15 protein-coding genes are annotated in these 14,277 nt (G+C 35.2%); 3 read left to right on the forward strand and 12 right to left on the reverse strand.

What is annotated here, in order from left to right:
- Positions 1-61 precede the first annotated feature (61 nt).
- The 12 genes from recQ to IC610_RS15420 form a co-directional block, all read right to left on the reverse strand.
- Positions 62-1,498 (reverse strand): DNA helicase RecQ, encoded by a 1,437-nt coding sequence (recQ, locus tag IC610_RS15365; RefSeq protein WP_228462944.1) that lies wholly within the window; start codon positions 1,496-1,498, stop codon positions 62-64.
- Positions 1,499-1,732: 234 nt separating this feature from the next.
- Complete coding sequence (locus IC610_RS15370) at positions 1,733-2,803, reverse strand: hypothetical protein (protein ID WP_191737642.1); 1,071 nt, start codon at positions 2,801-2,803, stop codon at positions 1,733-1,735.
- Between the two features lie 129 nt (positions 2,804-2,932).
- Positions 2,933-3,469, reverse strand: coding sequence for a hypothetical protein (locus IC610_RS15375; protein WP_191737643.1), 537 nt, complete (start codon positions 3,467-3,469; stop codon positions 2,933-2,935).
- 35 nt (positions 3,470-3,504) lie between these two features.
- Positions 3,505-5,259 carry an aspartate--tRNA ligase gene (aspS, locus tag IC610_RS15380; protein ID WP_191737644.1) on the reverse strand — a complete coding sequence of 585 codons (1,755 nt, stop codon included), beginning with the start codon at positions 5,257-5,259 and terminating at the stop codon, positions 3,505-3,507.
- A gap of 193 nt (positions 5,260-5,452) precedes the next feature.
- Positions 5,453-5,887: an ankyrin repeat domain-containing protein gene (locus tag IC610_RS15385; RefSeq protein WP_191737645.1), complete on the reverse strand. Its 435-nt coding sequence runs from the start codon at positions 5,885-5,887 to the stop codon at positions 5,453-5,455.
- Positions 5,888-5,993: 106 nt separating this feature from the next.
- Positions 5,994-6,419, reverse strand: coding sequence for an ankyrin repeat domain-containing protein (locus IC610_RS15390; RefSeq protein ID WP_228462945.1), 426 nt, complete (start codon positions 6,417-6,419; stop codon positions 5,994-5,996).
- 16 nt (positions 6,420-6,435) lie between these two features.
- On the reverse strand, positions 6,436-6,639 hold the full coding sequence (locus tag IC610_RS15395) for a helix-turn-helix domain-containing protein (RefSeq protein ID WP_056035798.1): 204 nt from the start codon (positions 6,637-6,639) through the stop codon (positions 6,436-6,438).
- A gap of 3 nt (positions 6,640-6,642) precedes the next feature.
- On the reverse strand, positions 6,643-7,206 hold the full coding sequence (locus IC610_RS15400) for a DUF2975 domain-containing protein (protein WP_191737646.1): 564 nt from the start codon (positions 7,204-7,206) through the stop codon (positions 6,643-6,645).
- Between the two features lie 33 nt (positions 7,207-7,239).
- Positions 7,240-7,785: a DUF2975 domain-containing protein gene (locus tag IC610_RS15405; RefSeq protein ID WP_191737647.1), complete on the reverse strand. Its 546-nt coding sequence runs from the start codon at positions 7,783-7,785 to the stop codon at positions 7,240-7,242.
- Between the two features lie 134 nt (positions 7,786-7,919).
- Positions 7,920-8,573, reverse strand: coding sequence for a DUF937 domain-containing protein (locus IC610_RS15410; protein ID WP_191737648.1), 654 nt, complete (start codon positions 8,571-8,573; stop codon positions 7,920-7,922).
- A 75-nt stretch (positions 8,574-8,648) separates the two neighbouring features.
- Complete coding sequence (locus IC610_RS15415) at positions 8,649-9,905, reverse strand: protein O-mannosyl-transferase family (protein ID WP_191737649.1); 1,257 nt, start codon at positions 9,903-9,905, stop codon at positions 8,649-8,651.
- A 3-nt stretch (positions 9,906-9,908) separates the two neighbouring features.
- Positions 9,909-10,418, reverse strand: coding sequence for a DUF2480 family protein (locus tag IC610_RS15420; protein WP_191737650.1), 510 nt, complete (start codon positions 10,416-10,418; stop codon positions 9,909-9,911).
- A 104-nt stretch (positions 10,419-10,522) separates the two neighbouring features.
- Here IC610_RS15420 and lpxB point away from each other — a divergent pair, with 104 nt between their 5' ends.
- From lpxB to IC610_RS15435, 3 genes are all read left to right on the forward strand, one after another.
- Entirely contained in the window at positions 10,523-11,644 is a 1,122-nt protein-coding gene (gene lpxB / locus IC610_RS15425; RefSeq protein ID WP_191737706.1) for a lipid-A-disaccharide synthase, read from the forward strand.
- Positions 11,645-11,688: 44 nt separating this feature from the next.
- A complete protein-coding gene (locus IC610_RS15430; protein WP_317173441.1) occupies positions 11,689-13,464 on the forward strand; it encodes a ComEC/Rec2 family competence protein in 1,776 nt (591 codons plus the stop codon).
- A gap of 146 nt (positions 13,465-13,610) precedes the next feature.
- On the forward strand, positions 13,611-14,273 hold the full coding sequence (locus IC610_RS15435; RefSeq protein WP_191737652.1) for a succinate dehydrogenase cytochrome b subunit: 663 nt from the start codon (positions 13,611-13,613) through the stop codon (positions 14,271-14,273).
- The last annotated feature ends 4 nt before the right edge of the window (positions 14,274-14,277 follow it).

Here is a 14,277-nt window from a genome sequence, read left to right on the forward strand (position 1 = left end):
CTTTTTTATCTTTAAATAAAACTGATTTGCTTTCGTCATTCAGTTTTAAAACAGAAAATTCCTAATTCGATTCAGCTAAAATACCTTTGATGAGCAACTGAGTTATCAAGTTTTGCCAATAATTTTTCTCCTGATTTTTTCCAACGCCGTAGGTCGGTAAACTGCGCATGTAATCTGTGATTTTCACACTTTGGGAACCCCGCAGAAAGTCAATAATCATTGTTTTTCCGTAACGTTCTTTCAATCTGTAAACAGCACTCAATAATTTCTGTGCATCAACCGTTGCATCAAAAGTTTCAAAATCACTGAGGCAATAATCGCAGGAGTTGCAGTTACCATTGTGTTTTTCGCCGAAATATTCCATCAAATACTGTCGTCTGCATTTTTGCATTTCGGCAAAATCAGACATCTGTTTCAGTTTTCGCAGCATCAGTTCAGATTGCTCCTCATTGCCTTCTATCATTGCAAACCGTTTCAATTTGATCACATCCGCATTCGAATAAAACAAAATCGCTTCACTCGGCAAGCCATCCCGTCCGGCTCTTCCAGTTTCCTGGTAATAGCTCTCGATATTTTTAGGCAAATCTGCGTGCATCACAAAACGGACATTACTCTTGTCGATTCCCATTCCGAAAGCAATCGTAGCCACCATTATGCGGGTTTTATCCTTCAAAAAATCTTCCTGAACTTTTGCCCTTTCCACCGAAGAAATTCCTGCATGATAAAAAGCCGAGTTGATACCGTTTTCCCTCAGATTATTCGACATTTCTTCTGTTCCTTTTCTCGATAAACAGTAGATAATTCCCGAATCGTCAGGATGCTCATTGAGGTAGTGAATGATATTTTTAAGGACAGATTGTTTCGGCTGAACAAAATATTTGATATTGACTCTGTTGAACGAAGAAACTAAAACCAAAGGATTCTGAAGATTCAGCTGTTTGATGATGTCTTTCCTCGTAATCTCGTCTGCACTTGCCGTCAAAGCGATGATTGGAATTTCTGGAAACTGCTTTTTTAAACCATTTAAAAACAAATAATCCGGACGGAAATCGTGACCCCAATGCGAAACACAATGCGCCTCATCTACCGCGAACAGGGAAATATTGACGTCATTCAGCAATTTTAAAAACGCACCATTATCTGCACTTAATTTTTCAGGTGCAACATATAAAAGTTTGAGCTGACCGTTTTTTAATTGTTTTAAAGTTTCATTCTGCTCAAAAGAAGACATGGAAGAATTGATATATGAAGCCGAAATTCCGTTCACGCGCAACGCATCAACCTGGTCTTTCATCAATGCAATCAACGGAGAAATGACGATGGCTGTTCCTTCCAAGACTAAAGCCGGAACCTGATAACAAAGTGATTTTCCACCGCCGGTGGGCATTAAAACAAAGGTGTCTTTTTTTGAAATTACATTTTCAACTGCGTTGGCTTGCTCGAGGCGGAAATTGTTGTAGCCGAAATATTGCTGTAAGATTTGCAGGGGAGAGTTCATGGTTTTGGATTTGTGTTTGAGTAAAAATAAGGAATTCTGATTGAGTTTTAAAATTTAAAAACCTCATAATTTTTAGAAATATGAGGTTTATTATTTTCGGAATCGGAAATCTGATATTTGAAAAATCAGATTTATAAAGCATAGTAAACATGGAAACTTTTGTAACTACCATCCATAGACCTCACGTAAAATCTTTTAAAATATGGTTGAAAAATTTCTCATTAAGATTTTTACTCAATAATATTCAATCCTTCTGATGTATTTGGTTTTCTGAATTTCCTTTCTCGGTTTTTCCTTATCATAAATAACGTTTATTGTTTCTGAAATATTAATTTCACTCCAATTTCCGATTTTATCATACGTGTAATGCAACTCTCTAATTGCTTCAATTTGTTCGTTAATATATTTCAGTGCAGTCAACTTCTTGTTTTCATCGTATTCGTACACTCTTTTGTTACCTAATTTATTATCAAAAATATTCTGCTTTTCCACTATTTTGCCTTGAAGTTGAGGATAGCTTTTCTCAATGTGATGCAGCCTTTTATCTCCTCGTGAATTTGAAGAATATTTTAAAATTTTGGCGGTGTCCTGTACTTTAAGATGTTCATACAAAGTTTCGGAGATACTGTTGTTGTAATTTTGTTTTTCAAGTATTAATCTACCTTGGTTATCGTAGGAATAATTCAATTTTAACTCAGGTTTGTTTTTACTCTTACTGATTGTTTCAGTGATTAAATTACTCTTATTATAAACATTTTTGCTGCTGGAAAGCAATTCGTTTTCAGAACTGTAATTTTCTGTTGAAAGTTTTTTTGAGGCGAGATTAAAAACAGACTTTGAAGTAGAAATAAGATATCCTTCCGAATTGTAGAACTTCTCTAAAATGATATTTCTTTTCTTATCCGGAGTTTTAAAAGTCTTTGTTCTGGCACTGGGATCGTTTGTACCATAGCCTGAATAAGGATCTTTTTGATTTTCTTTAATTGAAAATTCAGAAAAGTAACGGTCAAAATTTTCACCGCAAGATTCGCAGAGTGTGGTAATAATTTGATTGGGATTATACTGATTTCGTTCTTCGCTGCGCAAATATCCTTCACTGTATTTCTTTGTGATCAGTGGTCTTCCTTTTATATCAAAAGTCTGTTGCTCTACTGGTTTTTCTTTATTCCCATATTCAATAATAAATATATCTATCGACTTTACATTTCCCTTTAATTTATCATTCTCAACAATATAATCCTGAGCAGAACTGAAAAATCCTATGAGAAAGAATATGAAATTTAGTTTGAGTAGTAGTTTGTTCATTTGGAATTATTAAAAAAGCGGAGAATAATCTCCGCTTCTAATTTATGATTTTAAATTTAATTCTAAGTTTAGCGTGACTTGCTTTCTGAGTTTCCTAAATATAGAATTTAAAGGCTTTACGTAAATCGATTATTGTTGTGCAGATGCAGAATCTATTACAAGTTGATTGAACTTATCCGTTATGATTTCGCCAATTGTTGTTTCTGTTTCGAATGCTTTTGAAATGATAATATATTTGTCTTTGTCATAGCAATGTTTAATGACTTCGATAGGGATGTTTTTATCGTTTTCCAGATTGATTAAGCCTGAAAATTTCTCACAACGATATCTCCCTGCATCATGTTCAAAATTTTTGAATAAATCCCTAATATCATATTGAGTAAAGTAAATACCATTAATTTCAACAAAATTTATTTTATTCTCATTTAAAGAGTCTTGGAAGTCTTTTTTTATAAGTTGGGTTTTCAGTCCGGAAATCACTAAACAAACTAAAATGAAAGTTCCACCTAGGAAATGTTTTGTATTAATTTTAAACATTTCAGTTTCTTTTATCGATGGATGATATTCATACATATTCTTTTTCAGAAAAGCTATAATAATAATTATGAAGCCAATGAAACCAACAATAAATTGCAGAGCCGTAAGAGTAGAAATAAATGTTTTCATAATAAAAAAGCGAAGAAAAAATCTCCGCTTCTAATTTATGCTTTTAAATTTAATTTCAGTTCCAGTTCATCGAGCTGTTCATCAGCAATAGACGCTGGCGCATCAATCATCACATCTCGTCCGGAATTATTTTTCGGGAAAGCGATGTAATCTCTAATCACCTCATTTCCGTCAAGAATCGCTACCAAACGGTCAAAGCCGAAGGCCAAACCTCCGTGTGGTGGAGCACCATATTTGAAGGCGTTCATCAGGAATCCGAACTGCGCTTCTGCTTCTTCTTTTGAGAATCCTAAAAGGTCAAACATTCTGGATTGTAAATCTTTATCAAAAATTCTGATTGAACCGCCACCAATTTCGTTTCCGTTCAAAACTAAATCGTATGCGTTGGCTCTTGCTTTTCCTGGGTCGGTTTCCAAAAGGTGGAAATCTTCGGTTTTCGGAGACGTGAAAGGGTGGTGCATTGCGTGGTAACGTCCGCTTTCTTCATCAAATTCCAGCAACGGGAAATCTACCACCCAAAGTGGTGCGAATTCGTTTCCTTTTCTCAAGCCGAGACGGTTTCCTAGTTCCATTCTCAAAGCGGAAAGTTGCGTTCTCACTTTGTCTGCATTTCCGGACATTACGAAAATTAAATCTCCTGCTTTTGCTCCGAATTCTTCTGTGATTTTCTTTAAATCTTCTTCAGAATAGAATTTATTGACAGACGAAGTTACAACGCCATCGTTCTGGAATTTAATCCAAACCAATCCTGTTGCACCGATTTGAGGGCGTTTTACCCAATCTACCAATTCGTCGATTTGTTTTCTGGTGTAATCTGCAATGCCTTCAACATTGATTCCGACCACCAGTTCTGCCTCGTCGAATATTTTGAAATCTTTTCCTTTTGTTAAGTCATTCAGTTCGTGAAATTCCATTCCGAAACGGATGTCCGGTTTGTCGTTTCCATATTTTTGCATCGCATCGGCGAAGGTCATTCTTGGGAAATCTCCGAATTCGTTTCCTGTGATGTCTTTCAAAAGAACTTTCGTCATTCCTTCGAAAACATTCATAATATCTTCCTGCTCTACAAATGCCATTTCGCAATCAATTTGGGTGAACTCCGGCTGTCTGTCAGCACGCAAATCCTCATCACGGAAACATTTCACGATCTGGAAATATCTGTCCATTCCGCCAACCATTAACAACTGTTTGAAGGTTTGAGGAGATTGTGGCAATGCGTAAAACTGTCCGGGATTCATTCTGCTTGGAACAACGAAATCTCTTGCTCCTTCCGGAGTAGATTTAATTAAAACCGGCGTTTCAACCTCAATGAAACCTTCGTCAGAAAGATAATTTCTCACTTTCTGCGCCATTTTGTGACGGAAAATCAGTTTGTCTCTCACCGGAGCTCTTCTGATGTCGAGATATCTGTATTTCATTCTCAATTCTTCACCACCATCTGTTTCATCTTCAATCGTGAAAGGAGGTAGCTGAGATTCATTAAGTACAGTAAGTTTTTCAACTAAAATTTCAATTTCTCCTGTTGGAATATTTGGGTTTTTGCTGACTCTTTCAATGACTTTTCCGCTCACCTGAATTACAAATTCACGGCCCAGCTTTTTTGCGTTTTCCATCAGTTCTGCGGTAGAACGGTCCTGGTCAAAAACCAGTTGCGTAATTCCGTAACGGTCCCGAAGATCTATCCAAATCATAAATCCTTTATCACGAATGGTCTGTACCCATCCTGAAAGTGTAACTTCTTCATTAAGATTTTTCAGAGATAATTCTCCGTTTGTGTGCGATCGAAACATGCTTTTTATGATTTAAAATTCAATATTTAAAATTCAAAGTTCAAATTACGGGGCTTAAAGTTTTGAATATCAAAACAGAAAGTCTTTCCTCGGAACAAAGAATTTTTCGTGTGCAAAGATAAGATTTTTGAGGGCTTTTTTAAACAAAAAAACTCCCCGAAGGAAGTTTTTTACGTATAAATTGTTGACTTTTTTATTTTAAAAGATCTAAAATTTTAGTTCTTTTATATTCTGCAGCGTAATCTTTAGCGGTCTTACCTCTGCTGTCTTTAATGCTTTTGTCAACACCTTTTTCCAAAAGTATTTTTGCAAGGTCCGGAGCGTCAAATTTCGCAGCTTCCATTAAGGGAGTATTTCCTTTGCACGCAAGACTTACGTTAACGCCGTTTTCAATAAGAAAATTGAATATTTTAGTCTTATGGTTTCTGGTGCTGTATGCTAGTGGTGTAAAAGATTCGTCTTTTACGTTGATGCACTTGTTGTAATCTGAAGAAAATGCTTTTATAAACTCTTCAACATTATCATTATTGAAAATTTGCTTTTGTTTATCAGTAATTTGTTGTGCATGAGCGAGATTTGAAATAAAAAATACTGCAACAGCGAAAAGGGTAAAGATTATATTTTTCATAAATCATTTATTTTTCTTTATTATTTACAAATCTAAAGATTTTTTTTGATAAATTTTCATGCAACTTACAAAGAGACAAAGGATAAATGAAATTTTCGCAGAACTTTTATTCCAAAAGTTTTATGATTTCCGGTTTCTCGTACTTTTTTGCATAATCCAGAGCGGTGTAACCTTTTTCTGTTTTAGCTGATTTGTTGGCGCCTTTTTCAATCAGTTTTTTAGCAAATTCTGTATTTCCATATTTTGCAGCAAACATCAGAGGCGTTTTTCCGTCACAAACCTTTTCCAGATCGGCATTGCTGTCAAGAAGTTTCTGGAACACTTTAGGACGGTCTGCTTTGATGGCCAAGGCTAACAGAGAATAGGATGCATCTTTCGTTTTGTAGCAAAGATCAATATTTTCTTTGTTGACAAGTCTGGTGAATTCTTCTGTAGAATCATAGCTGATCATTTTTTTGTGGTCATCAGATAATTCCTGTGCTGATGTAACGCTGAATGCTGCGATGGCTAATATAAATAATAGTTTTTTCATTGTAAAAATGTTTATTTTAAGGTTTAAATTCTAGAATATCTCCGGGTTGACAATCCAGTGCTTTGCAAATGGCTTCCAGAGTTGAAAGTTTCACAGCCTTGGCTTTCCCTGTTTTCAAAATAGAAAGATTGGCCTGAGTGATTCCTATTTTTTCTGCGAGCTCCTGCGACTGCATTTTTCTTTTCGCCAACATGACGTCTACGTTGATGATGATTGGCATAATTTAAATCGTTAAATCGTTTTCTTCCTGAATTTTTCTTCCTTTTGCAAAGATCTCTTTCAGAAAAATAAAAATTAATCCTGTGATAATGAAGATAAGTGGTGGCGTTATATCAAATTTTTGTGAAGAGGTGAACAGATCGATGGCTAAATGAATGCTTCCGAAAGCTATGAGCCCGAAACCTAAGATTTTGAAATTCTTTACTGCATTTTCAGTAAAAAAATTGTCTTTTGAAAGTTCATTTAAAATTTTAAAAACAGTAATTAAAATAAAACTGAGAGAAGCCAATCCTAAAAACGCCAAAGAAATGCCTTCCACAGAATTTTCTGTTGCCAGAACCATTTTTGTAAACGGATAGTGAAACTGTACAGTTTCAGAATTAGCCTGTTGGTTGTGATTTTCAGTTTTCCAGTGATCAACGGACGTAAATTGATTGGTTGAATTGGTGAATGCGTAGACTGACATTAAGCCTAAAATCCAGATGGACATCAGTGTAAATCCGACGGTGTAGATTCCAAAAGGATATTTGAGCCAGTAGAGTAGGGAGTTTTTTCCTAAAAGTTTCATGATTTTAATTTTATGAAATATTGTTGAATGTTTTTAAATGGTTAAATCGTTTTCAGATTGTAACTCTACACCTTTTTTAAAGATGAGGCTTACGATGTATAAAATTGCAGCAATCATCAGAAAATTAAAACTCTCAAAGCTAAAATTAATAACAAAATTTCCTTTAAAAAGCATTGGAATAATTGAACTGAAAGCGATATTAAGAATACCCAGAACAAATGCTGAAAAACCCAGTTTTGTAATCATATTTGAAGTCTCCAGATTGAACGGATTTTGAAAATCTACTTTGTATAAAACGTTCAGGGCATTGTTCACCAACTTAATAAAAATCCATAAATAAGCAATTATCAAAATTCCGAATACTGCAAAACTGAAAGTTCCTGTCTGTTTAAGATCTGTAAATTGTATCGCTGTGTCATTTACTGTAATTTTGGTGCCGGTCAGAAAAGACAGATTAAAATCGAAAACTACAGCAGCTAGACAGAGCGTGGTGACTAAAATTGCAATACTTGCAGAAACCAGACTGATCCATAAGATAATTTTCAAAAATGAAATAGCAAGATGGGAGTAATTTTTCATGAGTTAATTTTATTATTGCAAATATATAATTTATTATCGTAAAACAATAAATTTTTATTGAAATTTAAAACATTTAAAACAAAAAAATACCAGAGACAAAAATCTCCGGTATTCTGTATTTAAGTTTAAATCTATTATTTTCCGCTAAGAAAACCGCCTAAGATATCACCCAGACCGCCGCCTTGCTTATTATTGTTTCCGCCTCCACCAAGAACACTTCCAAGGATGTCACCAAGTCCGCCTCCTGAAGATTGAGAATTTCCACCACCAAGAACACTTCCAAGAATGTTGCTCAAAGGATCATTTGATGCCTGTGCCTGGGTCTGTGCGCCTCCTAAAATTCCTCCTAAAAGGTCGCCGATACCTCCTGCTCCTACATTATTCTGTTGCTTTTCTTTACCGATATAACCCATGATCACAGGTGCGAGCATAGCCAGAATAGGTCCGATTTTATCAATTGAAATTCCTGTATTTTGTGAAAGATTATTTTCTACTGTGTTTTTTTCGTTTCCGAAAATGTGGGAAAGGATAGAACCGCCTTCGCCCTGTCTTGCACCAGCCTGTGATACGTCATCCAGAATACTTCCGTCGTGATCTTTGTCTAAAGCATTATTTAGAGATTCTGCTTCCTTTGCATCCTGCGATTTGTTTCTAAGGTAAGAAATTACCAGTGGTGCAGCTACCGCCAAAAGTGCAAGAATCTGGGTTTTGCTCACTCCATATTTGTTTTCTGCCTGCTCAGCAACCTGGTTGCCTGTGTTTCCTGTTAAAAGGTCTAATAAACTCATATTGTGTTTAAATTTTATTTGTTAGATGTCAAATTTAATAAAAAAAATGATTGATGGTAAAACAATTTAATGAATCTAAAATTGTCTGATTTGCTCATCGGTGTATCCTTTGGTTCTTAGGAGTTCCACGTATTCTTCGGCCGAGTTGGTCATCCAGTTAACCGGTTCAGGAGCAGTTTTTTTATCGATAACAAATTCCAGAATTCCTTTACTGTCATTCATCCATGGTAAAAGATAATAGGCAAGTCCGCCTTTATAGCCTTTAAAATCATCAATTTCTTTTCCTTGATCTGTCTGTCCGGCAATAAAATAAGACAAAATGTAAAACACCGGAATTAAAAGCACAGCAAAAGATATTTTTTTGAACATTTTTTGTCTGTGCATCAGTCCGTATCCGATGGCGATTGCGAAAATGATATTGAAGGGCAGAAAAAACACATAATTATCTGTCACGGCATAAAATGTTGAAAAACCATAGACGAAAAAAGAAGATACAAGGAAAACATAAAACATTTCTCTGTTATTCCTGTACAGCGTAAGAATACCAACAATTCCGAAAAATATGTAGATGGTATAATTATAAATCACGTAGAAAACAGATTTTATAAAATCTGAAATGTATTGGGTAAGTGTTTTTTTGAAAGATTCTTCAACCCACTGACCCTGATCTGATGAATAAGGAGAATTGAGTTGTAATCCCTGAGCATAGTTGAGAACAAAAAGCGAGAAAAACAGGGTAAAAAAAAGCAGTAAAGACAGGCCGGCTTCCTTTTTATGATTTCTCAGATAATAAATGAAAATAATAAAACCGGGTATCAAAAGTACATTCTGAATATGAACCCATAATGAGATGCCTAAAAATAATCCGCTGAAAATTATATAATTTTTGTTGTCAGTGTAGAAACTTCTGATCATACTTAGAAAAAACAGAGAAATCCAAAAACAGTTGTAGGTATACACTTCAGGAATTTCTGCATTTCTCCAAAAGCTGAAACTGAAACCAAAAATCACGGCCGCTGCAACACCTGTTAAGGTATTCGCTTTTAAAGATAAAACACTGAAATACACGATGGCTACAGATAAAGCTGCGGATACGATCACTAGAATCCGGTTGGCTTCAATTCCGTTGAGGCTAAAAATATCTCTGATTAAAATCGCAGTATTAACGTAGAGAAAATGAGAAGTAGCAGTAGCAGTTGTCGCGAACTCTCCCTGTTCAACCGTCAGTACAAATCCCACACAATCGGCAAAGGGAATTCTGGCAAAACTTCCCCAAGCATAAATTCCGAGAAAGGTTAAAAAAAGTAAAAGACCCGTAAGATATTTATTCATCAATTAATTCTTCAGAATAGGAACATTCGAGCAGGCTTCACCAAACATCAGAGATTTTACAATGGGCTGAATTTTTTCCACCAGTTCCACATAAGCATTTTCCGGAATCTCTTTGTCTGAACAGCCTTTCACCAAAACTCTTTTTCCCTGCATTTCAGAAAAATCATGACTGGAAATAGCGTCGTGCATCAGAATGACTTCTAAATTCTGCAGGTTTCCGAAAACGATTTTTCTGGTAACATCACTGAGTTTAGCGGTGATTAAAAAATAGGCCCAGAGCGGAACAATCGCATCTGCAGAATTGTAAACATAAACAAACGAATCTCTGTAATCCTCAATGTCGATGGCAGCTACCTTTTCACGGAAATCCTTTTCCTTTAAAACCATTTCCATGAAAAGAAAATCTTTAAGGTCGATCCCTTTTCTTGAACCTTTCGGAACCAGATCGGTAAGGTCAAAGTTGATTAATCCGCTGGCGGCCACTTTATTTTTTATTTCAAATTCTTCTGACATTTTTAATCATTATCTTTGAAGCAAATTTACTCATTTCAAATTTGAAATTTAAGGTTTGATATTTGAAATTTAGAAAATCAATCATCGCTCATCATTCATCATTTATGAAATATTACATCATCGCAGGTGAAGCTTCCGGAGATTTGCACGGGAGCAATTTAATGAAAGCTTTAAAGGAAAAAGATTCCAACGCAGAATTTCGGTTTTGGGGTGGAGATCTGATGCAGAAGCAGGGAGGAACTTTGGTAAAACACTACCGCGACCTCGCATTTATGGGTTTTCTTGAAGTGGCGATGAATCTGAGAACCATTTTAAACAATATTAAAATCTGTAAAGAAGACATCAGAAATAATAAGCCAGATGTTTTGATTTTAGTAGATTATCCGGGCTTCAATCTGAGGATTGCAAAATTTGCAAAAGAATTGGGAATTAAAGTAGTTTACTACATTTCGCCACAACTTTGGGCGTGGAAGGAAGGCCGTGTGGAAATCATCAAAAAATATGTGGATGAAATGATGGTGATTTTGCCTTTTGAGGAAGAGTTTTACCAAAAACATAATGTAAAATCTCATTTTGTAGGCCATCCGCTTTTAGATGCCATTTCAAATTTAGATGAAATTAATGTTGATGATTTTAAATCTGAAAATGGTTTAAACGAAAAAGAAATTATCGCTCTTCTGCCAGGTTCCAGAAAACAGGAAGTAGAAAAAATGCTGGAAATTATGCTGTCTGTGCGTCCTCATTTTCAGAATTATCAGTTTGTAATTGCAGGTGCGCCGAGTCTGGATCAATCTTTTTATCAAAAATATGTGGATGAAAATGTACATTTCGTTTCCAACAAAACCTATGATTTGCTGAGGTGTTCGAAAGCTGCTTTGGTCACATCAGGAACGGCAACTTTGGAAACGGCTTTGCTGAATATTCCGGAAGTGGTTTGTTACCGCGGAAGCAAAATTTCTTACGCCATAGCCAAAAGACTTGTGAAGAATATCAAATATATTTCATTGGTGAATTTGATTATGGACAGGGAAGTAGTGAAAGAATTAATTCAAAGCGAGCTCAGTACAAAAAATCTTGTTGGGGAGCTTAAACTCATTATTGAAGGCGAAAAAAGAATGAAAATGTTTGATGATTTCAAACTTTTAAGAGAAAAATTAGGTGGGAGAGGAGCAAGTGAAAATGCAGCCGATATTATCTTAAATCTAAAAAAAGTAGAAATATTTTAACTTTCATATTCTAAAATTTTTTAATTTAGTTTGTTCAAACACAGGTGATTTTGAACAGGCAGCCTCTTTTGATTCTTGTCATTTCTTTTATCCTCGGGATTTTCTTTCAGGATCATTTCTCTTTTGGGCAAAAACCGGTGTTCGGGATTCTGCTGTCTTTGCTCATCATTTCAGGATTGCTTTTTTTTAAGAATAATGTTTTGTTTAAAATCAGAAATTTTTTTTTACCCATCCTGTTTTTCGGATTGGGAATTTCTTTTCATTTTTATAATAATTCGAAATCTGAAAATTTAAATTTAAAGACAAACGAAACCGTCGTTTTTAAAGTTTCAAAAAAATTGAATTCCAACGAAAAGTATAAGAAATATGAAGTTGTGGCTCAGGTGGGGCAAAAATCTTTTGATGCAGTTTTAAGTGTTGGAAAAGATCAGAAGGAATTAGATTTCAACCATTATTACAAAGCAAAAACTTATGTTATTCAGCCAAAATCTCCCGAGCATGATTTCCAGTTTAATTATTCGAAATATTTACAGAGAAAAAATATTTATTATCAGTGTTTTGTCAATGGCGAAATTTCGTCTGCTCCGAGAAATGATTTAGATTTAACTGAAAAAATCCGGCAGAAACGGCTTGAAACTTTACAGGAAATCGATCATTCTGAAATGAATTTCCGAAGCCGTGAATTTTTAAAAGGAATTATTCTGGCAGACAGAACCGAAATAGATTCTGAAACCGTTCAGGATTTCAACCGTTCTGGTTTGGTACATTTTCTGGCGATTTCGGGAACGCATATCGTTGTCATTTTTGGAATGTTTTATTTCCTGATGATGAGGTTTTCACCGGTAAGGTTTAAAAAATATGCGATCGTCATCAGTCTCATTTTCATTTGGATTTTTGCAGTTTTCATTGGGTTTGGAAATTCTGTGGTGCGTTCCTGTACTATGATTTCGGTTTATTTTATTTATGTTCTGCTCCAGCGGAAACCGGATCTGCTCCATTCTTTGGCACTTTCGGCGTTCATCATTTTAATCATTGATACGCAGCAGATTTTCGATGTCGGATTTCAGTTAAGTTTTCTTGCGGTCTTAGGAATCTACTGGCTCAATCAACCGATTTTAAAATACCTCCCGAGACAGGATAATTATTTTAAGAAGCTCATTTTTAACACCATTTCAATTTCCATTTCTGCGCAGCTGGCAACTTTGCCATTGGTTCTGTATTATTTTCATCAGTTTTCATTGATTTCAATTCTGGCGAATTTTTTCATCGTTCCGTTTTCTGAAGCGATTATCATTTTGTCTTTCCTGATGACGGCTTTGATTGGTTTAAATTTAGATTTCTACTTTATAAATCTGATTTATGACTTTGTGATTCAGATGCTGCTCAAAATCATTCACTGGTTTGCCGGTTTCGATTCGGTCTTCTTCGAAAATATTCCGATGAATCTTGCTGAGGTTTTTATTCTTTTCGGAATAGTGTATTTATTGAAGTTCATGCTCAGTAAATTTAATCTGAGAAATATTTCAAATGTGATTCTTGCCGTTTCCCTATTTTTTATCATCAGAATATCATTTAATATCATTGAAAATCAAAAGGATGAATTACTCGTACATCATTACAAAAAAGAAATCATCATCTCGGTAAAAACCGGAAATCGCGTGGAATTTTGGTTGAATTCGGAAAATGAAAAAGATAAAATTCAGCAGTATATTATTAATCCCTATCTGTCATCCCGTAGAATTGAAGAATTTAAAATAAAAACAATTCCTCCGTCTTCCGAAATGTTTGTTTTTAAAGGTAAAATTTATCCATTAAAATAAACTTAAAATCCTGCTGAATATGTGGCTGAAAAAGCCGTGAACAATCTTATTTAGAAACATTACAAACTGCCTAATAGTGAGATTCATCAGTTTTTAGTCTTGTTAACATTTCTTAATTTTGTGGAAATTCAAATTAAAAGCTAATTATGGCAGGTTTAACAAGTTCTACTATAGGTAGGAAGTATGCAATGGCACTTTCGGCAATGTTTCTGCTGAGTTTCTTGGTGATACACGTGTCGTCTAACATCACATCGATTTTTAGCGTTGATGTTTACAATGAAGTCGCTCATTTTATGGGTTACAATCCTTTGGTTCAGTACGCTTTGCAGCCTGTGCTTGCCATCGGGGTTCTTTTCCATTTTATTATGGGATTCATCCTTGAAATCAAAAACAACAAAGCGCGTCCGATAAAATATGCCAACAACAACGGTTCGGCAAATTCTACATGGGTATCGAGAAATATGATTATTTCAGGTGCTGTAATTTTAGCATTCTTTGCTTTACACTTTTACGATTTCTGGTTTCCGGAACTGGATTATAAATTTATTCAGGCCAATACTCCCGACGAAACAAGATACTGGGACGAGCTTCACCATAAATTTCACGACATCTGGAGAGTGGTGCTTTATGTGATTTCATTCGTTCTTTTAGGAATGCACTTAGCTCACGGTTTCCAGTCATCATTCCAGTCTGTTGGTGCTAGACATCCAAAATATACACCGGTAATCAAAGCGATTGGTTTTTGGTTTTCGGTAATTGTTCCGCTTGGGTTTATTATCATCGCAGTTTTTCATTACGTAACTCAATAATTTT

It is taken from the genome of Chryseobacterium caseinilyticum (genome assembly GCF_014837145.1).
Lineage (GTDB): Bacteria > Bacteroidota > Bacteroidia > Flavobacteriales > Weeksellaceae > Chryseobacterium > Chryseobacterium caseinilyticum.

Excerpts from the sequence above, each read along its gene's own strand:
- IC610_RS15405 (WP_191737647.1), bottom strand. The coding sequence starts at position 7,785 with ATGAAAAATTACTCCCATCTTGCTATTTCATTTTTGAAAATTATCTTA.
- IC610_RS15390 (WP_228462945.1), bottom strand. The coding sequence starts at position 6,419 with ATGAAAAAACTATTATTTATATTAGCCATCGCAGCATTCAGCGTTACA.
- IC610_RS15410 (WP_191737648.1), bottom strand. The coding sequence starts at position 8,573 with ATGAGTTTATTAGACCTTTTAACAGGAAACACAGGCAACCAGGTTGCT.
- recQ (WP_228462944.1), bottom strand. The coding sequence starts at position 1,498 with ATGAACTCTCCCCTGCAAATCTTACAGCAATATTTCGGCTACAACAAT.
- IC610_RS15435 (WP_191737652.1), top strand. The coding sequence starts at position 13,611 with ATGGCAGGTTTAACAAGTTCTACTATAGGTAGGAAGTATGCAATGGCA.
- IC610_RS15400 (WP_191737646.1), bottom strand. The coding sequence starts at position 7,206 with ATGAAACTTTTAGGAAAAAACTCCCTACTCTACTGGCTCAAATATCCT.
- IC610_RS15375 (WP_191737643.1), bottom strand. The coding sequence starts at position 3,469 with ATGAAAACATTTATTTCTACTCTTACGGCTCTGCAATTTATTGTTGGT.
- IC610_RS15420 (WP_191737650.1), bottom strand. The coding sequence starts at position 10,418 with ATGTCAGAAGAATTTGAAATAAAAAATAAAGTGGCCGCCAGCGGATTA.
- IC610_RS15395 (WP_056035798.1), bottom strand. The coding sequence starts at position 6,639 with ATGCCAATCATCATCAACGTAGACGTCATGTTGGCGAAAAGAAAAATG.
- lpxB (WP_191737706.1), top strand. The coding sequence starts at position 10,523 with ATGAAATATTACATCATCGCAGGTGAAGCTTCCGGAGATTTGCACGGG.
- IC610_RS15415 (WP_191737649.1), bottom strand. The coding sequence starts at position 9,905 with ATGAATAAATATCTTACGGGTCTTTTACTTTTTTTAACCTTTCTCGGA.
- aspS (WP_191737644.1), bottom strand. The coding sequence starts at position 5,259 with ATGTTTCGATCGCACACAAACGGAGAATTATCTCTGAAAAATCTTAAT.
- IC610_RS15385 (WP_191737645.1), bottom strand. The coding sequence starts at position 5,887 with ATGAAAAATATAATCTTTACCCTTTTCGCTGTTGCAGTATTTTTTATT.
- IC610_RS15370 (WP_191737642.1), bottom strand. The coding sequence starts at position 2,803 with ATGAACAAACTACTACTCAAACTAAATTTCATATTCTTTCTCATAGGA.